Here is a 21,481-nt window from a genome sequence, read left to right as displayed (position 1 = left end):
TATGACTTCTGCCATATTTATAAAATTTCCACAATTTTATTTTTATACTAGATTATAACAGCTAATAGTACTTCTGTAAAGATGGCTTGTCCAAACCCACGAAGTCCCTTTACCAGGAAAACGGAACCGCTATATCGAACTTTCCGTCCTATCGTAGCCATTCGTTTCTATCGTCCTCGCTTTCCCGTCATATGTTCAATTTCTATTTTGTAAACGGCAGCAGTATGCATACTTTTGGTTATATAAGCCATACCTTTTTCAAAATACTCATTTGAGTACTTTTTGATTAAAGACACCAGCGCCTGGCGTTTTTCTATTTCATCGGTAATTTCAACCGCTGTTCCAAATATAACAGCACTGTCATATTCAGTATCAAAATTCTTAGGTACTAAATTAATATAACTCACAGCAGAAAAACTGACTTTAGCGTTATTTTTGATATTATCAATTTTGTGTCCAGTATGGGCAGAATGAAAATAAATCGCACCGTTTTCATAAACAAAATTTAGCGGTACTACATACGGAAATCCATTTGCACAAATACAAGCTAATGACCCAAACTCTGTTTCCATCAGCACCTTAATCGTATCCTCTTCTGACATACTTTTTTTCTTTTGTCGCATTTCAATAAACATAATATCTTCTCCTTCGTGTTGTATCGCCCAGAAACCAGCTATTACACATCATATCGCACCATACCCATTCGCCGACAGATTGTATGTGTAAAAGGAATAGCGGGACAAGTTCCTTGCCCAATAAAAACAATAGATCTAAATTACCTTTATTTTATCGGTATGTCAACTAAAAGAGAAGCTTTCCATAAATTTATTATGGCAGCTTCTCTTTATCATTAATCCTGCTATATTATGAGCATTATTTTACTAGCAATACAATACTTGCTATCAGCAGGCGAGTTTGTAAAGCACTAAGACCGCGGAGCTAATTAATAATTATAGCTTGCTTTTACCCAAATGGTACGGCCAGGTTCATTTACTCTAAAGGAAGAAGCGATACCCAGTGCAGGAATTGCAGCTCCGGATCGGCTGATAAATTCTGCATAATTCTTGTCAAAGATATTATCCACACCAGCTGCTACCGTAATCGCTTTACTAGCTTTATAGGCCACATTGGCAGAAAGGATACCAAATCCGCTGCTTGCACCAAGGTCATAACCGATTTCACTTCCGCTGTTTAAATCATAGCGGGTTTGTGCCTGAACTCCGCGCCACAGCAAGCCGGCCTCTATCTTCTCATGACTGTATTTGATTCCCAATGTTCCTTCCAGCGGTGGAATTTGAGCCAAGGGTTTATCATCCGAATCATTATTCCCCCGTACATAGGCCAGAGAGGCAGTTGCTGTCCAGTTCTTATTCAGCGGGTAAGCCAAATCGACTTCGCCGCCATAGAGTGATGCATCAACATTGTGAGCTGTCTTTGTTGTCGAGCTATTTGCATTTTTAAATAAGATAAAGTCCTTAATATCAGCATAAAACAATGACAGGCTCGTGCTAAGTTTACCCGAACGATAAATAAGTCCGGTATCAAGTTGAGTGCTCTTTTCCGGCTTCAGATAAAAGTTAATGCTCCGCTCCCAATAATCAGCTGGCCTTTGCGCATGACCAATACCAATATAGGAGGTAATCGGTGCGTTCGCATGATCATGCTCATAACGCAGAAAGGCACCGTACGTCCGGTCATGATCTTCCTCTGCTGTTTTTTCATTTTTTACGTCCAGGCTGTCGGTCCTGAGTCCAGCAAGAAGCCGGCTGCTGTTTTTCAATTGACGTTTCAACTCACCAAACAAACCATAGTTAGTAAAGGTCAGATCTCGGACCATACCTGTATTATAAACAGGAGTCCCCATCATTGCCATTGCCATTCGTCCAGCATGTTCATTTTTTTGATAATCAATTCCAACTGTTCCCGTGGTCGATTTTCCTAAAGTTAAATCTGCTGCTAAACGTCCGCCGTTTGTTGTCCGGTCGACTTCCATAGCCATGGGCATCGTACCTGCAGGCCGCAGAGAATAGTTGTCCATTACATGATCCACATAATTATGAAATACTTTAAATTCAAAATTACTAATTACCGGGGATATATGTTTCTTGCTGAATTTAAAGTTATAATCATTACGGTCAAATTTCGGACCATCCATGGATCTTCCACCGTATGCCGCTTCGGCATCACTGGTATCTACTGTAAATTCGTACAGAGTATCAACATCAGGTGTCCAGCCGAAAATACCGGTCAGGCTCTGCCGAGTATAGAATGAATGTACCTTAGTGCCATTTCCGTCTTCATAATCATTAGAATTTGACCTGGTTTTGATGACCCGCACATAGCCTTTGGTATCACCGGCAGTGACGTCCAGCAATTCATCATCACGGCCGGCACTGCCGATAAGCACACTGCTGTTGACCCGGACTCCCGGCTTGTCAAATCTTTCTGTTTCCCGTTCAAACAATACTGTTCCGGCTACGTTTCCTCCACCATATTTAACCGTCTCCGGCCCTTTCAAAATCGAAATTTTACTATATGTTTCGGGAAAAACATACGAAGTAGTCGGGTCCATCCGTCCAGGGCATGCGCCAAACTGATACGTTCCATCCAACAAAACATTCAGCCGTGTTCCTCCCAGTCCGCGGAAAACTGGATCTCCGCCTGTCCCACCCTGCCGAGCAACAGAAAATCCAGGTATACTTTTCAGGTATCCGCCGCCATCAGCGGCTGGAACTGGCTGCCGTGGTGACTTAGGGTCGGTTTCTACAATCAGGGGATTACTGACCGCTGGCGCGGTAACAACGATCTCATCCAGTGTAAATATGGTCTTTTCTTCTTCTTCTGCCGCTGATGCTGACTGTGTATTGGCAGCAAGTAACAACAAAGAAGAAACGACAAGTGTCCGTACTTTTTTCATCAGATCATCACCATTCTTGTCTAATTTTGGTATAAGGTAATTCCATCATCCTGTTTGCGGGCGGTAAATCATGCTTAGGTTTAACTGATAGTGCCCGTTTTTTTTACCTGCACTTCCAGCTGATTTATGATCTTATCCGCTTACTGTCGCTAACAGGCAATTAATTGATTACGATTATCAATTATAACCCTTTACAATTAGACAAAGTACTATCCCAAAGTACTATCTTAATTCTCTATAAGTACTATAAATATCATTTACCGCTCTGCTCTGGCCAATTGACTTCTTACACATAACCCGCTAACTCTTTCACCACTCATTTTTATTGGTAACTAGATAAAGACCAGGTGTCTCTAAGAACAATCCTGGCCTTCAGTTATATTAATCAGCCTGTATTCGCTTATCCGTATATCTTAATAACACCCTGATTTTTCGGGATTAATTCTAAACGACTTATTATCAATCGCTCTTTGTACTGCTAATATCCCATCTAAATGATCGTATTCATGCTGAATTAGTTCAGACAAATCATCTTCAAATTCTAAAAAGCAATCATTCCATTGCAGATCCTTATAAGATACTCTGCATTTTTTATATCGATTTAACTTTACTTCTAATCCAGGAAAGCTCATACAGTCATCCCAAACTTGGAACTGTTCTTCTCCAAATTCCAATTTAGGATTCATTAGGGCATATGATTTATTATCAAAATTCATATAGATTATTCTTAGAAATTCTCCAATCTGAGGAGCAGCAATCGCCCTACCAAAGCCATATTTCTCCCTGAAATTTATAATTGTGTCATGTAAATCGTTAACTACCTGAAATCTTTTATCCATATCTTCGGTAACTTCTCGTGAAACATTATACAGAGATTCATTCCCTAAAAGTAATATTTTACGTACAGTCATTTTCCAACAACCTCCTTAGATTCTGTCTATACCTATTTGCTCGTCAGATATCTTTCTCTTACAACCTGATAGTTATCAACCCAATATTTTTCCGATATAAAATAATGCGCATTAATATTAGTATCTAACCATAGTTTCATCACCTCATCAATTTTCCTTTGCTCATATTCTTTTATCATATAGGTCCTCCTATTATTAATTTCAGATGAGAGACAGGGATTTTATCTGCTCACTAAAAAAATACCGATCAAGCAAAAAACAATACCTACAATCTGCTTTACATTAATAATCTCTTTGTAAAGAAAACCGCCAATCAAGATTAAAAATAAAGAAACGCATACATTTGCCAATAGAGATCCTGTATTTATCTTCCAGCCAAATCGATACATCAATACGTATCCAAATTCAACTCCAATTAAAGAAATCCCTAACACAAAACTTGTCCAGTTAATATTATGAATATCCTTTGCCAAATTATTTCCAGCAATGATATACGTGCAAAGAACCCCTACCAAACTTACTGCATACGTAACAGCTAGGGATAAGCACACATTTGCATCCTCTGGAATTTTTTTAGTTGCATTATGATAAAATAGATTAGAAATAATAATCAAGATTAACGGAAAATAATATCTCAATTCCAATCACCTTTGTTTAAATTTTTTTCCATGCAGATATGGGGACAATTTTCGTCCATATAGATGTCACCCGTGACCACATATCCTGATCTTTTATAAAACGATTGCACTCGGACTTGTGCCGATAAAGATATTTTCTTCCCGCCTTCGGATACGATATTATTCTCTAAAACTTCCAAAATACGCTGTCCAAAACGATTTCCCCTATAAGCTTTTAAAACCGCAATTCTACCAACAATATAAATATCTTTTTCTCTATCCTTATAGTATCGGCAAACAGCTACGGACATATTGTTTTCATAAAAAACTAAATGTGTCGCATAGTTATCAATTTCATCAAATTCATTCTGAAAACCTTGTTCAAATACAAATACCTCTTCTCGAATTTTCTTAGCATCTGGCGATAGATAATTGAATTTTTTATACATAGAATCTCCTCCTCAAAAAAATAAGGCATTCAAAACCAAACCTTATAATGCAATAAATTGCACCGTACCTACGGTTTGATTCTGAATGCCTTAACGTATTTCTATCCGGTGATAAAAATACAAGCGTTATATTAAAATGTAAACATATGCTATCAAAAATTATTATACCTGTCAAGACTAATACACTACTAGAAGGACATGTGGCCAGGTGTTTATCCTATTTACGGAGACTACGCATCTCAAAGCAAAAACAACCTGATGTTTCATGGTAAACCTCAGGTCATATTATTTAGGCGAGTCCATTATAAGAATGCTGTGGTTAATTTATTGACTTCACAAGAATATACTTCTATCAATATTGTGCTATAATCTTAAGAATAAAGGAAATCGATAATTGCAAATCAATAGAAAATAGGTATCTACTATTACTGAACAAGGAGAACCCAACATGCAAAAACAGAGTCCCACCAGCACTTATATTATTCTATTATTCGTGCCTTTATTTTGGGGTGGCGCATTTGGCACGACGAAACATATCTTATCAGAATTACCTCCGTTGACAACCTCATCCATCAGATTTATTATTGCCGGATTGCTTATGTGCCTATGGAGCTGCTGGCGTCGAGAGCTTGTCTGGCAGCCTATAAAAAAGAACTTTTTCAGCCTGCTGGCTTTAGGCGCTACAGGTGTTTTTTCTTATAACTATTTTTTTGCCATAGGTCTACAATACACATCTGCGATAACGGCGGCTTTGATTATTGTCATTAATCCTGTATTTACAACTTGTATTGCCAGTTTTTTTATGGGGGAGGCATGGAATTGGCGTACGCTGGCTGGGGTGGCCATATCCTTACTAGGAGTTTCTTTAGTGATCAGCAAAGGAGATTTTAGTGTGCTGGCTCAGATGTCGATTGGTATTGGTGAAATCTATCTATTTGGTGCAGTCGCAAGCTGGGTTATTTATACGCTTATTGTAAAAAAAGTCACAGGCACTATAGGAACAAGTGTAATGACGGCTATATCAACCATGATCGGCGCGCTGATGCTGCTGGTCATTTCCATTATCAAAGAAGATCAATGGAGTAAAGTCATACATGTCTCTTATCAAACACAGGCAGAGCTATTATACCTGGCAGTCTTCAGCACAGTGATAGCATATCTACTATTTAATTGGGGTGTGCAGCGCATTGGAGCAACAAAAGCATCGGCTTATATTAATCTCATGCCTGTGAACGCCTTGTGGATTTCTGTAATTTTATATGGAGAAGAAATTTCAGCGTATCATTTAATCGGTATGTCTCTTACTATTGCAGGCGTGCTGCTTACAACGCAAAATAAAGTGAAACCAGCAGCGCTCAACATACAGAATTTAAATAACTCCATATCTGGGACGACATTGGGAAAATAGATACAGTTATCCACAGAAATCCACATACTATTCACAGGTTTATCCACAGAATCAACTTACCTTCATCCTATTTTATTGTTAAGAACTTCCAGCTTTAATTTGGAAAACTGTAACATAGCTGTAACATTCTACTGTTATGATTAGGCTAACAAATTAAGGGAGTGGTTCTATATGAAAAACATGGTTAAAAAAATAGCAATTTATTCAATGATAGGTGTGATGCAAATAGGTTTTAGCGCTTCTGTAATTGAGGCTTCACCATTACATAATGGCCAAGGGTTCGTACAACTAAATGGTAGAGATCATAATAATGATGAAAAGCAGCGTGAACATGATAGACGCGAGCGGGAAGAAAACGAACGGCATAATCGAGAAATGCAGCGACGTGACCACGAGAGTGAGCGCGATTGGCATGAACGACAAGAAAGAGAAAAGAAACGCCATAACAATGCGCTAAGAGAAATTGCTGCCCTTTTAATCGGAATTGCAATTGGCTCATCTAACAATTAAATATTTATTGCTTTTAGAGCGATGCTACTTAATTGTTAGTTTACACGTCTCACCTTTGGGTGAGGCGTTTTTAATTTTAAAATGATTTCTTTGCTTATTTTAGCTTTAGTATTCGAATACTATTGTTATAAAACGGTGTCGCTAACAGTATTGCAATCATAACCTATAGTTATCATATCATGATTATTCAATATTTCAATTATTTGTAGAACAGGAATATAATAAAGATAACGATTACAGTATTCGGTATACTGTATTTTAAATACACTCGAAGGAAGCAATCTCTAGAAAAAATTCTTTTAAAAGAATTTCTTAACAGCCTTGTTGCATCTGAGTAATACAGTATCTTATATGTTATTTATATTTTAGGAGGATTAATATGTCATTAGTTAAGGTAGAATTCTTAGAAAAAGTAGGCATTATTACGCTAAACAATACTCAGAAACTAAACGCATTAAGTGCTCAACTCGTCGATGATATTATTGAAGCACTTGATAATTTTCAAAAACAGAAGATACATATCATTATTTTGCGCGCTCCAGAAGGATCTAAGGTATGGTCAGCAGGTCATGATGTTAAAGAATTACCGTCAAAAATGAGAGATCCGTTAAGTTATTACGATTCACTTGAGGTACTTTTACGGGCTGTGGAAGAATACCCTGGTCCGGTGATTGCTATGGTACACGGCAGTGTCTATGGTGGCGCTTGCGACTTAATTATGACTTGCGACATGGTAATCGCCGATAAGACGGCTAAGTTTGCCATGACCCCTGCTAAGCTTGGGGTTCCATACAATTCTACAGGTATTTTACATTTTATGAATCGTTTACCGATTAATATTGCTAAAGAGATGTTTTTTACTGCTGAATTAGTACCTGCAGATCGGGCTTTAAATGTAGGCATCATCAATCATTTAGTTGCAGAAGAAGAGCTTCTCTCTTTTACATTAAATTTGGCTGCGACAATCAGCACTCGGTCAATGTTATCAATTGAGGTGATTAAAGAGCAGTTCCGTGTTTTATCAAAAGCATATTCTATTACTCCTTCTGCCTTTGAGCGAGTGCAAGGAATGCGGCGAAAGGTCTATGACAGCCACGATTATGAAGAAGCAATTACTGCATTTTTAGAAAAACGCCCGGCACATTTTAAAGGTGAATAAGCTTTCTTCAGATAGCCGTGATATTCTACCAAGAAATATATTTCTACGACTTACGTTCTAAGCAACAAGACACAGTGATAAATTCATTGTTTTTATCTTGTCCATATATGTTAACTAGAAAGAAGCTGCCCATAAATTTATAGGGCAGCTTCTCTTTGTAAATACTTAAAACGTTTTTAGCAAAACTATATATCTATCCTACGCACTTACGGATCTTTTATTGTTAAAACCAAAAGACTCCTCTGCTCTATTAACCTGGAATCCGTTCAGCAATTTGCTTCCATTCATGCCTATCAAGAAAACTCCCTGGTACATTATCCTCCATCTCCTTAAACATGGCATACGGCATACTAAAGGACAGCAGATCGGCATCGATACGAGGACGTACCGAAATATCCGTCATCCCAATAACGGCCCGCGGTCGTTCTTCGTCTGCCTCACTCCCTGGAAATAAACAGGCAGTCTGGCAGCCTGCCCCAAAGGGTGCAATAACATTGTCATGCCCAGGTCGGCCATAATTGGCCAATACAACGAGTGCAGTTAATTGATCCGGATTGGCATAAAAAACAACCACTTTCGGCTCTTCTTGGTCCTCAACTTCTGCAAGCGGCTTAAATACAATGTATTGTTCTGCTACATCAATGCTAGGAACTGACTCCATCCAAGCTTTTGCTAGCTCAGGTGTTTTTTTGAAACCTTCCGGCTCACGTATTCCCTCTACCGGAGTTAATCCCGCTTTTCCTGTAGATAGAAAGTATTCCATGCCTTCTGAATACTCATTTAATAATCCTAATCCGATGCCACCTCCCTCACACCCAAACGTATTACGACTGAAAACAGCCCGGCGTCCTTTGGCAGCTGCGGTTAACATAGCTGCAACACAACCCCATTTTCCTTCCTTAAACTCCAGAGACCCCTGCGGTTTCTCGTTGGTAAAGAGTATAGCAATCGGAGAATACCTGAGTTTTAACCTCTGTGCAATTTCACTCTGCATAATGATTTCCTCCTTTTCGTAATCGGCATTTGCATTAACTCAACAGCTTGTGTAGATGTACACTCCCCCTATATTTATCAATTGACCCAAGTCAATAATAAAATAAAAAAAAGTTAAGTTAGGAGATTCATTGCAATTTTGCCTAAGTGGTAACCCTGCTTTTCAGAAACTTTAAATAACAATAGCCAATGACCCAGGTCAATATTATTGTAAAAAATTAATAACTCTATTGTCAAGCAAAAATTATTTTCTTGACAATACAAATACTATTTATATAAAATTATAATTGACCGAGGTCATTTATAAAACTATTACTTGAGTATTTCTGTATCAGTTTGATAATAGTCCTGGAAATACCAGTTAGGAGGTACTTGTTATTACAAGAATCATAAAAGAAGCTGAAGTCCGTAGAACTGAACTAATGGATGCGGCACTAGAACTATTTCGCTCCAGTGGTTATCAAAAGACAATGATTATTGATATTACCAAAAAAGCTGGCGCAGCCAAAGGCACTTTCTACCACTATTATCCTTCCAAAGAAGCCATAGTACAAGCAATTTGCAGCCGCTGGGGCACGCAAATTGCCGCTTCTTTCAAGCTGGAAGGCAGCCACCTTGACGCCTTACCCAAACTGGAATTATTTATTGAACGCCTATTTCTCCCTAAAGAGCCTAATACTCTATTCAAAAGGTTGTGGGATGAAGAACATCTTAACTTATACTACAAGTCCTGGAAAACCTTAGTTGAAGATATTTTTAACCCGCTGCTTATTGAGATAATCCAGCAAGGAAACGAGGAAGGAACTATGCATGTGGTCTGCCAGCAACAAGCGATTTCCTTTTTCTGGAATATCTTATCTTGCGTATGGGAAGCTATTTTATTTCAAGATACACCTGACGTCTTTGCAAGCAAAGCTAAAATGGCCATATCCTTATTAGAACGTATTCTGGGAATCGAGGAAGGCAAATTTGAAATATCATTGACCAGCTATGGGATTGCGTAGGAACTACGCATTTTTTTTACTCATTCATTGACCTGAGTCAATGATAAAAATGAAAATTATTAATCCGCTATTTTTTCATTCCTTTAGTCCATTTTACTCTATCCAAGGAGGAATACTTTGTGTCACAACACACCGATAACCGTCAGCAAGTCTTTAACGTATCCCTGATTCTTTTCAATACTATTGGCAATGCCTTAACGATGGACCAGTTGGCCATACGCCTGTCCGTCCCTCTTAGCAACCTGTATGCCTCTTTCAAGAGTAAACCCGAGTTAATCAAGCAACTTGTTAGTTTCATACTGAGCAAAGTGAGACAAGCGCCCCTCCAATTGTCTCACTTCTCACTGGCCGATGAACTTTGTACTTTATTTAGCACATATCAGGTATCATGCACTATTTTCAGCCATACCGCATTATCTGATTTAAAACTGTATTACCCTGAACAATGGGTCAGAATCATGGAACTCCGTGAGAGCCAGTGGCAAAGAATTTCCGCCGCTATTGAAGCGAATATCGACACTGGCCGACTCCGCCCAATTGATATCAACTTATTGCATGCGATGATTGACGGGATGCTTCTGGAACCATTTTCCCAAGAATCACCTATACCCCTGCCTGAACTGGTAGAAATTCTTCTGTATGGTATTGTTCGACAGGCACCGTAGTTCTCTTCATCAGAAAACATTTTGATAATAAGGAGTATACAGATGTTTAACATTGGACTGAATTCCAACCGAAGAAAACATTACTATGCGCTGACTGCCTTAACGGTCGGCTGCCTACTAGCAGGTGCTATGGCAAAAACATATTTTTCAGAAACAACAATAAAACCCGAGATCCTTCCTGTGGTCCGCACACAGGTCATCCAGGCAGTCAATACCGGACGAGGTTATGGCTATGCTGGAGAAGTTCGCGGCCGCTACGAAAGCCAGCTGGCCTTTCAGGTCACCGGCAAGATCAGCAAACGCAATGTGCAATTAGGCAGCGTCGTCACTGTCGGCGATGTGCTGATGCAGATTGATGCCAAAGATATTCAGCAAACGGTAAGCAGCAGTTCTGCCCAGGTATTTTCTGCGCAGTCACAGCTTAGACTAGCGGAAAGCAACCTGAATCGCTACCGGCAGTTACTGGACAGCGGCGCCGTCAGCCGCGCTCAGTATGACCAATATGTCAATGCTTATGATACAGCAGCGGCGGCTGTACAGCAGGCGACGGCACAGTATGCGCAGGGCGCTAACCAACTGGATTACACCTTATTGGTAGCCGATCAGACCGGAGTTGTCTCGGCGATCACCGCCGAAGCTGGTCAGATTGTCAGCGCCGGCCAGCTTGTGGTCACCGTTGTCCTCGACGGTGAAAGGGAAATTGAAATCAATGTCCCTGAAAATCGACTGGAGGAATTAAAAACCACTGAACAGCTCAAAGTTACGTTCTGGGCCTTGCCTAATGTGATACTGGACGGCAAGGTGAGAGAAATGTCTCCCATGGCCGACCCAAGCACCCGTACCTTCAAAGTGCGTATTAGCCTCATCAATCCGCCGCCAACCGTCAAGCTAGGCATGACAGCCACTGCTTCCTTAGACGGAGGTTCTATCAGGCCTATGTTTTCCATTCCGCTGGCTGCATTATACCAGACAGGAGATACACCTGCCGTATGGGTTGTGAACGACAATATCCTGGCACTGCGCCCAATAAAGACTGGTTCTTTTGGCAGCGGCACCATACAGGTGCTAGCCGGCCTGCAGCCTGGCGATCGGATTGTCAGCGGCGGTGTTCATAAATTAAAAGAAGGACAGCGGGTAAAAATAACCGGTGATTCTCTGTGATAAATTTTAACCTTACCGCCTGGTCACTAAACCATAAACAATTCATTTATTTCCTAGTTTTTGTCTTTTTTCTGTCTGGTATTTTCGCCTACCGAAATTTGGGACGCATGGAAGATCCTAATTTCACCATTAAACAAATGGTTATCAGCGTTGCATGGCCGGGAGCTACTGCACGCCAGATGGAAGAACAGGTCACAGATAAAATTGAAAAAAAACTACAGGATCTTCCAGGGATTGACTATCTCAAGAGTTACTCTACACCGGGGCAAACGGTGATTTATGTCAATCTCAATGAGCAAGTGTCTCCTAAAGAAATCCGGGCCAGATGGTTGGAAGCCCGTAATATGGTGAATGATATCAGGAGCGCCCTCCCTGCAGGCGTTTTGGATCCTAACTTTAATGACCGCTTCGATGAAGTATACGGCGTCGTCTACACATTGACCGGAGATGGTTACACTTATGAAGAAATGCGGGAGAAATCCGAAAAAATTCGCCGCATTCTGCTGGGCATTCCCAGTGTACGCAAAGTCCAGCTCTTGGGGGTACAAACAGAACAAATCTACATTGAAATAGAAAATAGCAAGCTAGCTCGCTTAGGTATTGATCCTTCTATAATTACAGCTGCCCTGCAGGAGCAGAATGCCATGGTCGCTGCCGGCATGTTGGAAACGGCATCTGACAATGTGCATTTGCGAATTAGCGGCATGTTTGAAAATCTGGAAGATGTTCAAACGACGCCCATTCAGGTTGGTGGCCGCACCTTTCAACTGGGGGATATTGCCGTGGTAACACGCGCCTATGCCGAGCCGGCTGATCCGAAAATGTTCTATAATGGTCAGCCAGCCATCGGCATTTCGCTGGCTATGGAGCCTGGAGGAAACATTTTGACACTGGGTAAAAATCTCGATACTGCTCTCTCCCAAATCAAACAAGAGCTGCCCGCAGGCCTTGAAATCAATCAAACTGTCAATCAACCAAAAGTCGTGGAATCCTCCATCGACGAATTTGTTAAATCTCTGGCCGAAGCCATCGTCATCGTCTTAATCGTAAGCTTTGCCAGCCTTGGCTTTCGGTCCGGTGTAGTCGTGGCGCTAACTGTACCACTAGTTATCGCCATTACTTTTACTCTGATGTATCTGACAGGCATCGACCTACAGCGTATCTCACTGGGCGCTCTAATTATCGCACTTGGTCTGTTGGTCGATGATGCTATTATCGCTATTGAAATGATGATCGTCAAGCTGGAGCAAGGCTGGAGCCGCTTTGATGCTGCCTGCTATGCTTATAAGGCCACCGCGTTTCCCATGCTGACTGGTACGCTGGTTACCTGCGCCGGATTTATACCCATCGCTTTTTCTAAGGGTTCTGCCTCCGAGTTTTGCATCACTCTCTTCTGGGTTGTATTCTTTGCTCTTGTTGTTTCCTGGATGGCTGCCGTAACAGTAACGCCACTGCTCGGCTACTTGCTTCTTAAAATAAAACCAACACAGCAAACAGTCAAAACCCATGCGCACCCCAACCTCTATGATACCTCGTTCTATCGCCACTTTAAACGCATCTTACTATGGTGCATGTATCACCGCAAAACGGTACTGGCCGTTACTGCCGCTGCATTTATCGGTTCCATAGCTCTGTTGGGATTGGTAAAACAGGAGTTCTTCCCTGCCTCCAGCCGGCCAGAAGTCATCGTCCAGCTGAAATTACAGGAAGGAGCATCCGTCATCAACACGGAGAAAGTGGCCCTCCAGTTTGCCGATAAATTGGACGGTGACCCGAATATTTCTTACTACACCTATCACGTGGGTGAAGGAGCTCCCCGCTTTGTGCTAAGTTTTGAGCCAACATTCCATAAATCGAATTTCGCCGAATTTATTATAGTGGCCAAGGATGTCCAGGCCCGAAACGAACTGGCGCAAAAGACTGAACAACTACTAAATACTGAATTCACCGACGTTCAAGGACATGTCAAGATATTATTCAACGGACCGGCAGCTGATTATCCGGTAATGCTGAGGGTAAAAGGCCCAGACCATGAAAGAATCCGTCAAATCGCCGAACAAGTCCGCACCATCATGGCTGCCCACCCTGCTACCCAAAATGTAAACCTCAACTGGAATGAGAAAAGCAAAGTAATGCACCTGGAGGTTGACCAGGCAAAAGCAAGGGCTTTGGGTCTCAGCTCCCAGGATTTGGCTGCATCGCTGCAAGTACAGCTGTCTGGAGCGTCCATTGCTGAATTCCGTGAACGCGATAAAACCGTAGGTATGGTTTTCCGGTTTTCGGAAGAGGACCGAAATAGTCCTGAACACATAAAAGACCTCAACATTCACATTGGCAACGGTAAATATGTTCCACTTGACCAAATCGCCACCATCCGTTATGATGCCGAGGAAGGCTTAATCTATCGGCGTAATCTCCTCCCCATGATCATTGTTCAGGCAGAACTAAATCCTTCATCCATCCTTACTGGTACGGACGTAACCACACAAGTTTACGATGAACTCCAGGAATTACGAAGCAGCCTGCCTGCAGGCTACAGTATAGAATTTGACGGTACGACGGAGGAAAGCATGAAAAGTGGCAAATTTCTGGCGGAGCCTATTCCGGCCATGATGCTCATTATTACGATTTTGCTTATGATGCAACTGCAAAGTATACCGAAAATGCTGCTTACCCTCTTAACTGCCCCGCTTGGAATTATCGGAGTAGCTGTCAGTCTCTTGCTTACTGGAAGCCCCATGGGTTTTGTGGTCCAATTGGGAATTCTGGCATTGTCCGGTATCATTATGCGCAACTCGATCATTCTGACTGACCAGATTGAACAGCATTTGGCGACTGGTGAGTCACTGTGGGATGCCATTATAGATTCCACCATCCTCCGCTTCCGTCCTATAATGCTGACGGCCTCAGCTGCTATCCTAGCTATGATTCCACTGGTATTCAGTGCTTTTTGGGGTCCCATGGCGGTTGCCATTGGCGGCGGCTTGCTGGGAGCAACCCTATTGACACTACTAGTGCTGCCTGTTATGTATGCTACCTGGTACAAAGCACAGCCAGATGCAACTACAAAAAATAATTCACTGAACGATGCCAAGAAATCAATTCCACAATAACCCGGGATAGAATACAGATAAGATTTCTTATCCCATTAAATTATAGATTTTATTGAACAAGGCCTTATGGAACGAAACCACGTTTACCAATCATCCACAGCTTCTAGTGGATTGATTGATGTCTATTATAAAAAGTAGTCTTCATTAAATGATACATCAATTTCACCCAATATGGACACCCTATTAAAATAATAGCCAAAATTGATCGATTAGATTTTCTATCAAGAAAATGTCAATAATCTGTCCCTTCATCACTCGTCTTATTTACACAAATTACATTTCATAACACGATTTGAACTTTAATTATTGACATATTCATGGTTCTTGGTATACTTTTTTTAGAAGAAGTCCTGTTAATTTTTATGAGACTATACGAGGTGGAATGAATATGCAATATTATTATATTAACAACAACTCTCATCCGCAAGCGATTAATGCTGGCCTAATCTGGCTGACACGGCAATGTATTTATCATATCCCGCATCATGGCATCTTAGCTGGTGTACAAAAAAATACGCTGGAAGCCGCCCTACAAGATACGGAACTGCAGCAATTTCAGATTCGAGAATCCATCCTTGCCGCTGAATTTAAAATCGGTACGGTCACACTTAAAATTATGACCAGCAAGAATAATTTTCCTATTGACCACACCGGCAGCGTACTGGCTATTCATCCCAACCCGGTTCTTCTCAATCAAATTGATCAAATGCCTAATATCAACAATGTCTTAATCATTCCTGCCACACCTGGTGAATGTCAAAGCTGGATCACCGCACATCAGGCTCAGGAGGTTCCCGTATAAAGACTTGTCAGTCTTTTGGGAACTCCAAGTACACTGCTTCAATTAGAATCGAAAAAAAGAGAGAAGCTTTCGCCACTGCATACCGTGGACGAAGGTTTCTCTCTTTTCTATAAACGAAGAGCGGTCTTTGCTCAAAGTTCGATTATCTTTGTTGCAATATTTTTACAAAACTCACTATCATGTTCTACAAAGAGAATCGTTGGGCGATATTCAAGCAATAATTCTTCTATTTGCATGCGTGATATAACATCGATAAAGTTAAGTGGTTCATCCCAAACATGCAAATGGGCTTTTTCACAAAGGCTTCTCGCGAGTAAAACTTTTTTCTTCTGTCCATCACTAAAATCAGATATATCTTTTTCCAATTGAACGCGCGAAAAATCCAATTTTCGTAAGATAGCCTTAAAAATACTTTCATCAATCTTATGATCTCTGGAATAGTCGCTTAAATTTCCGTTAAGGTGAGAGGCATTTTGTGCAACATAGGATATGATAAGCTGACTTGCTTTTCTTATCGTGCCTGTATAAAAAATATCCTCTCCGCAAATCAACTTAATCAGGCTCGACTTACCCGATCCATTTTTTCCATATAACGCCACTCGATCTCCTCGCTCAATCGTGAATTGTACGCCCTCGCAAACTTTTTTCTGTCCATAGAACATTGAAATATCTTGCAGTTCCACAAATCGGTTTGTGTAAAAATCCGTCTGCGAGATTTTCAGTCTATCCGAAGTTTCAATATTTTTAAGCAGCATGGATTTTTCTTCAATAGCTGACCGCTGTCTTGCTTCGATTGATTTAGAGCGTTTCATCATCTTAGCAGATTTGTGCCCTATATACCCCCTATCCGGCCTTAAACCTGAATCTTTCGTTCCAAACTTAGTTTTTTCTACTTGATCTGACCAATCCGATGTGCGCTTGGCAGCAGCTTGTAAACGTATAATATCTTTGCGAAGTTTCTCGTTTTCTGCAAGTTCAAAGTTATCTTGCATTTTTTTGTTTTCCCACCAAGTTGAAAAGTTACCTTTTTGGATATCAATCTGTGTCTTATTTATTGACAGAATATGGTCAATACAATGATCCAGAAACGCTCTATCGTGAGATACCAAAATAAAGCCCCGCTTGGTATTTAGATATTCACTGACAATTTGTCTTGCATGCATATCCAGATGATTTGTCGGTTCGTCAATCAGTAAAAATCTATTTTCTTTTAGAAACAAGGTGGCAAGCAATACTTTTGTCTGTTCACCATTTGAAAGTGTCTCAAAAGGACGATATAAAACATCGTCTGAAACCTGCAACAGCGATAATTCACGCATGACCTGCCAAAGAAGATAGTCTGGATAGATATTTTCAATTATATCGATCGTATTATCTTTCGGTTCTGTCACCTTGAAAGGAAAATATTCAAAGTTCGTTTTTGCTGAAATAGAGCCACTATATTCGTATTTTCCCAACAATAAGTTAAGAAATGTAGTTTTCCCTCTGCCATTTCTTCCTGCGAAACCCAACTTCCAATCGGTATCAATTTGAAAATTCACTTTTTCAAATATATTATCATAACTGTCATCATAACCAAAGGTCAGATTTGTAACGTGTATTAAAGACATAAATGACCCTCCTGTATGAAAATCATTAAGCTGCAAGAAAGTACATTCTTGCAGCTCATACATACAGCAAAGCCAGGCCCAGATTAGACATGACAAAGATCTATATTTTGAGTGAAAAGAATTTGTATCTTTCTTGCATAGGCACAATAAAACAAGAGGGGGTTACCTCTCCACTCTATTATGCTTCTAAAATTAGCAAGAAAGAATAATCATCTTTTCAACTCCAATCGTTTTACTTGTGTATATTATATCATTCCTCTTTTTAAAGCTCAATAGGAAAAAATTGGGAAAAAGTTAAGAGACTTGCTGGAACAGAACTTGCGATCGGCTGCAAAGTATTATTTCAGCAGCATTGATAGCTCCTTTTTTTATACAGTGGTATAATTATACTATTTAGATTCACTTAAAAAATACTCAATGATTACATAAAAAATAATAACAGAGGTAAAGTACCATTATGGAACAATCAAAGCTTATTGAAATGATAAAGGATAATCCCAATGCTATCGCATATATAGATCATCCTACAGACGAGATGAAATTATTAGCTATTAAAAAAAATGGACTTGCATTACAATATATCGATTCTCCAACGAGAGAGATGCAAAAAATAGCTATTAATAATAATGGCCGAGCGATTCAATTTATAAATAACCCTACAGAAGACATGAAGATAAAAGCTATACATGATGGATGGATTAACTTAGAGTATATAAAAGATCCAAATGATGCGTTAATCAAACTAGCTATAAATCAGACTGGCTGGGCTATAAAATATGTAACTCATCCAAGTGAGGAATTGCAGTTATTAGCGGTCAGAAAAAATTACGATTCAATAAAGTTTATAAAAGAACCTTGCGAAAGTGTGCAAGAAGAGGCAGTAACAATAAGTTACGATGCATTACGCTATATAAAATTACCTACACATAATGCAAAGCTTATCGCTGTCAAGAACGACGAAAGGGCTATTCGCCTTATATCTGATTTAGATAAAAATAAAATCTTAGAATTTCTGAAAGTAAATATTTTAGTGATAAAATATGTCATGCAAGATATAGAAATTTCGATTGATGAATTAGAACAAGTAGTCAAGGAAGCACTGTCAAATGAAGATGTTGAAGAAAAATATGTTAGAGACTATTTAAATTGTAGTATTATAGATAAAAATAGTGATATTATGCCAATGGATAAAATCATGTTTATTTATAACTATGGAAGTAAAAAAGCAAAAAAAATAACGGTAGATGAAAAGCTGAAGATAAAATAGGTGGGAGATATAATGAATTTTATAGATACATTAAAAAGTGTTGATTTAGTGCTAGCTACTGGAGAGGTTCCTTTAATTGTTGGGGAAACCGGAATCGGGAAAACAGCCTTAGTCAAAGAAATTGCAAATATGAATCATTGGAGTTTAATTGTTATTGATGGGAATCTCCTTAAAGAAGGTGAAATAGGTGGTCTTCCAACTATAGATTCATATACAAAAGTGAATCATAATTGCGATAAAGAAGAAAAGAGAACTACAGTATATAATACAGTTCATAATAAGCTAAGGGAAATTGATGAAGAAATATCGAACGGAAAAACAGTTCTTCTATTTATCGATGAAATCAATCGTTGTGAACATACAGTACAGCAGGAACTTATGAATCTAATATTAAATAGAGAAATTAATGGATATAAGCTGCATGCAGATGTGAGAATAGTAGCGGCCATGAATCCTTCCAGCAAATATGGCTCGGATTTCGACTATCAAGTTGTAGATATGGATGTAGCACAAGAAAACAGATTTGTATGGTTATACATGGAACCTGATTATATGCAGTGGTTAGATTGGGCAATCGATACCGGAATTGAGCAAAAAGTTACAGAATTTATCTCAACCTTTCCAGAATACTTGCACAAAACAAACGAAGATGATGTTAGGGCAACTCCAAGAAGCTATGAAAGAATATCTAGCATTTATAAGATTTATAGAAAGAAAAAGGATTCGATACCAAGATCCGTATTCTTAAATGTGATAAGAGGAAATGTAGGGAAACTCATTGCAGAAGAGTTTGTTAGTTTTGTTGAATCAGACTATCATTCACTACTATCTTTTGAAGATGTTTTTTCTGGAAATTCTCTTCACGTATCTGTTGTAGAAAAAGTGAAAAACGAAAGTCATACAAGACTCTATTTATCCGCAAAGAATATTCTTAAAAACTTAGAAGCAACTATAAAAAACGATGATTCTAACCCAAATTATTATATTGATAGATTGATTGATTTTTTAAAAATATATCCTGTAGATTTAATGATAGGAATTATAAAGGATATAAAGAATAGCTATACTGAGGTGTACAAATATGCCATAGAAAATGAAGCGTTTGTAGAATCCTATTTTAAAGCTTATAGTTCAATAAGGTGATGATGTATGGAAACTTATTTTGACACCCTTGCAAAAGGGATTTATGAAGAAGCATATAAAATAATTACTGTATTTTTAAAAGAAAACAAAGATAATAATTCTAAGATACATATACCAAATGATTTTAAAGAAGAGTTTTTTAGTCTTGTAGATAAAGTTACTTTAAGTCTTATGGAGGATAAAGATAATTTCTATGGATATTTTTTGTTTCAAATGTCTAGAGAAATACGATTTGATATAAGTAGTCCAACTGCCGTCAATTTTAAAGGTTCAAAATATGTTATCTATTTTAACCCCATCATTTTTTTAACTCTTACGATAAAACAAATGGAAAGCACAATTAAACACGAGATACTCCATATCATATCTATGCACCTAATAAGAGCAAAAGAATATAAGACTAAATATGGAACATTAGCTGTTAATATGGCAATGGATGTAGTTGTAAATACATATTTAGACCATTTGCCGCCCTATGCAACAACTTTAGAATGGGTAAATTTAAATCTTTCTTTAAAACTCTTGCCATTTGAGTCCTTTGAATATTATGCAGAAGAAATTCAAACTGCCATTGATTTACTAGAAGAAGATGAAGATGCAGTAGAAGATGATAGTAATAACGATGAAATCATAGAACTTGACTACGATCCTGAAAAAACCCATGACATTTGGGAAGACATTAGTGATTTAGATGAAAAAACACTTAAAGAATTTACGGAGAAGTCTATTAATCATTCTCAAAAAGGTACTGTTCCAGCTTATTTAGAAAGTATGATCACATCACTTAAAAATAGTAAGTCTGAATTGCCTTGGAATTTGTATCTTAAGAGGCTAATGGGAACTGTTGAAAGCAGTAAAAAGAAGACGATAACAAGAAGAAATAGAAGGCAGCCTGATCGATTGGATTTAAGAGGACAGCTTAATAGTCATAAAGCAAAAATTGCTGTTGCCCTTGACATAAGCGGAAGCATTAGTGATGAAGAATTTAATCAAGCTATTAAAGAAGTGCTCAGTATAGTGAAAAATGTTAATCATGAAATTACGATTATAGAATGCGATAGTGATATTAGACGTGTTTATACTATCAAATCCGTCAAGGATATAAAGGATCGAATGAATGTAAGAGGCAGTACTAAGTTTAACCCGGTTTTTGAATATGCTAATAATAAAAAGATCAATTTATTAGTGTATTTTACTGATGGCAAAGGTGAAGATAAGCTTCTTTCAATACCTCAGGGGTATAAGACATTATGGATTCTTTCAGGGAGAGGAGATACTCTTTCATTAAAAGAAGCTTATGGAACTGTTAAAAAACTCAATACAATTGAAATAAAAGATAATACATTTGACATGCGTGATGTTCCAAGAGAAGGATATTCAATGAATAATCAGCAACGAATGCATGTATAAGCATTTCAAAAGGTTAGTAGAATTGAATACTGAAAAAGCCCGCAACGTATCAGCTGAACTGAGCCCCTTGTATTGGACATTTTAGAAAAAGTCCAATACAAGGGGTATTTTTGAGTTTATAATCAATAGTATTAAATCTTTCGGAGGATAATAATGAGCAAGATCTTGTACAACAATTTAGAGCAAAGCCTATTACTGAAAAATTCGAATGTGATTAAAGTATCTGACCGTTCCATATCCTATCATACTGATTTTAAAGTTAAAGCTGTTCGAGAGTATTTAACCGGAAAAACACCTAATCAAATTTTTATCGAAAATGGATTTAATCTTGAACTTATAGGA

The 21,481-nt window shown here is 38.8% G+C and carries 19 protein-coding genes and 1 pseudogene; 12 read left to right on the top strand and 8 right to left on the bottom strand.

The features are described from left to right. Window positions 1–167 precede the first annotated feature (167 nt). The 6 genes from BMZ99_RS16130 to BMZ99_RS16105 form a co-directional block, all read right to left on the bottom strand. Entirely contained in the window at window positions 168–635 is a 468-nt protein-coding gene (locus BMZ99_RS16130) for a pyridoxamine 5'-phosphate oxidase family protein (RefSeq protein ID WP_090939479.1), read from the bottom strand. A 308-nt stretch (window positions 636–943) separates the two neighbouring features. Then, entirely contained in the window at window positions 944–2,917 is a 1,974-nt protein-coding gene (locus BMZ99_RS16125; RefSeq protein ID WP_090939475.1) for a TonB-dependent copper receptor, read from the bottom strand. Between the two features lie 413 nt (window positions 2,918–3,330). Then, window positions 3,331–3,828 carry a peptide deformylase gene (locus BMZ99_RS16120; RefSeq protein ID WP_090939472.1) on the bottom strand — a complete coding sequence of 166 codons (498 nt, stop codon included), beginning with the start codon at window positions 3,826–3,828 and terminating at the stop codon, window positions 3,331–3,333. A 32-nt stretch (window positions 3,829–3,860) separates the two neighbouring features. Further along, the gene (locus BMZ99_RS16115) at window positions 3,861–4,007 is read right to left on the bottom strand and encodes a GNAT family protein (protein WP_245755010.1); all 147 of its coding nucleotides are present in this window, start codon (window positions 4,005–4,007) and stop codon (window positions 3,861–3,863) included. A gap of 42 nt (window positions 4,008–4,049) precedes the next feature. Then, window positions 4,050–4,442 (bottom strand): EamA family transporter, encoded by a 393-nt coding sequence (locus tag BMZ99_RS16110; protein WP_175490578.1) that lies wholly within the window; start codon window positions 4,440–4,442, stop codon window positions 4,050–4,052. A gap of 20 nt (window positions 4,443–4,462) precedes the next feature. Continuing rightward, complete coding sequence (locus tag BMZ99_RS16105; protein ID WP_090939465.1) at window positions 4,463–4,894, bottom strand: GNAT family N-acetyltransferase; 432 nt, start codon at window positions 4,892–4,894, stop codon at window positions 4,463–4,465. 448 nt (window positions 4,895–5,342) lie between these two features. Here BMZ99_RS16105 and BMZ99_RS16100 point away from each other — a divergent pair, with 448 nt between their 5' ends. From BMZ99_RS16100 to scpB, 3 genes are all read left to right on the top strand, one after another. Then, entirely contained in the window at window positions 5,343–6,302 is a 960-nt protein-coding gene (locus BMZ99_RS16100; protein WP_090939462.1) for a DMT family transporter, read from the top strand. Between the two features lie 171 nt (window positions 6,303–6,473). Then, a complete protein-coding gene (locus tag BMZ99_RS16095; protein WP_090939459.1) occupies window positions 6,474–6,812 on the top strand; it encodes a hypothetical protein in 339 nt (112 codons plus the stop codon). A 379-nt stretch (window positions 6,813–7,191) separates the two neighbouring features. Further along, window positions 7,192–7,971 carry a methylmalonyl-CoA decarboxylase gene (scpB, locus tag BMZ99_RS16090; RefSeq protein WP_090939457.1) on the top strand — a complete coding sequence of 260 codons (780 nt, stop codon included), beginning with the start codon at window positions 7,192–7,194 and terminating at the stop codon, window positions 7,969–7,971. A gap of 250 nt (window positions 7,972–8,221) precedes the next feature. Here scpB and BMZ99_RS16085 read toward each other — a convergent pair whose 3' ends face one another. Beyond that, the gene (locus tag BMZ99_RS16085; protein WP_090939454.1) at window positions 8,222–8,965 is read right to left on the bottom strand and encodes a DUF169 domain-containing protein; all 744 of its coding nucleotides are present in this window, start codon (window positions 8,963–8,965) and stop codon (window positions 8,222–8,224) included. Between the two features lie 421 nt (window positions 8,966–9,386). On the opposite strand from BMZ99_RS16085, the gene BMZ99_RS16080 reads away from it, so the two are divergent. The 5 genes from BMZ99_RS16080 (at window position 9,387) to BMZ99_RS16060 (ending at window position 15,709) form a co-directional block, all read left to right on the top strand. Continuing rightward, entirely contained in the window at window positions 9,387–9,968 is a 582-nt protein-coding gene (locus tag BMZ99_RS16080) for a TetR/AcrR family transcriptional regulator (protein ID WP_090939451.1), read from the top strand. 119 nt (window positions 9,969–10,087) lie between these two features. After that, complete coding sequence (locus BMZ99_RS16075) at window positions 10,088–10,633, top strand: TetR/AcrR family transcriptional regulator (protein ID WP_090939448.1); 546 nt, start codon at window positions 10,088–10,090, stop codon at window positions 10,631–10,633. A 42-nt stretch (window positions 10,634–10,675) separates the two neighbouring features. Then, window positions 10,676–11,794 carry an efflux RND transporter periplasmic adaptor subunit gene (locus BMZ99_RS16070; RefSeq protein ID WP_090939445.1) on the top strand — a complete coding sequence of 373 codons (1,119 nt, stop codon included), beginning with the start codon at window positions 10,676–10,678 and terminating at the stop codon, window positions 11,792–11,794. After that, window positions 11,791–14,907, top strand: coding sequence for an efflux RND transporter permease subunit (locus BMZ99_RS16065; protein WP_090939442.1), 3,117 nt, complete (start codon window positions 11,791–11,793; stop codon window positions 14,905–14,907). The genes BMZ99_RS16070 and BMZ99_RS16065 overlap by 4 nt, the downstream gene beginning before the upstream one ends. A 388-nt stretch (window positions 14,908–15,295) precedes the next feature. Further along, the gene (locus BMZ99_RS16060; RefSeq protein ID WP_090939439.1) at window positions 15,296–15,709 is read left to right on the top strand and encodes a hypothetical protein; all 414 of its coding nucleotides are present in this window, start codon (window positions 15,296–15,298) and stop codon (window positions 15,707–15,709) included. Window positions 15,710–15,840: 131 nt separating this feature from the next. Here BMZ99_RS16060 and abc-f read toward each other — a convergent pair whose 3' ends face one another. Then, a complete protein-coding gene (gene abc-f, locus BMZ99_RS16055) occupies window positions 15,841–17,319 on the bottom strand; it encodes a ribosomal protection-like ABC-F family protein (RefSeq protein WP_090939436.1) in 1,479 nt (492 codons plus the stop codon). Between the two features lie 457 nt (window positions 17,320–17,776). On the opposite strand from abc-f, the gene BMZ99_RS16050 reads away from it, so the two are divergent. The 4 genes and pseudogenes from BMZ99_RS16050 to BMZ99_RS16035 all read left to right on the top strand — a co-directional run. After that, window positions 17,777–18,586 (top strand): hypothetical protein, encoded by an 810-nt coding sequence (locus tag BMZ99_RS16050; RefSeq protein WP_090939433.1) that lies wholly within the window; start codon window positions 17,777–17,779, stop codon window positions 18,584–18,586. Window positions 18,587–18,598: 12 nt separating this feature from the next. Further along, window positions 18,599–19,729 (top strand): ATP-binding protein, encoded by a 1,131-nt coding sequence (locus tag BMZ99_RS16045; RefSeq protein WP_090939430.1) that lies wholly within the window; start codon window positions 18,599–18,601, stop codon window positions 19,727–19,729. 6 nt (window positions 19,730–19,735) lie between these two features. After that, a complete protein-coding gene (locus BMZ99_RS16040) occupies window positions 19,736–21,139 on the top strand; it encodes a vWA domain-containing protein (protein ID WP_090939426.1) in 1,404 nt (467 codons plus the stop codon). 153 nt (window positions 21,140–21,292) lie between these two features. Further along, window positions 21,293–21,481 (top strand): annotated as a pseudogene (locus tag BMZ99_RS16035) (IS3-like element ISBsp3 family transposase); the annotation flags it as partial.

It is taken from the genome of Pelosinus propionicus DSM 13327 (assembly GCF_900114615.1).
GTDB classification, from domain to species: Bacteria; Bacillota; Negativicutes; order DSM-13327; family DSM-13327; genus Pelosinus; species Pelosinus propionicus.
The sequence above is the reverse complement of the archived record's forward strand: the minus strand, read 5'-3'. Positions and strand labels throughout refer to the sequence as shown.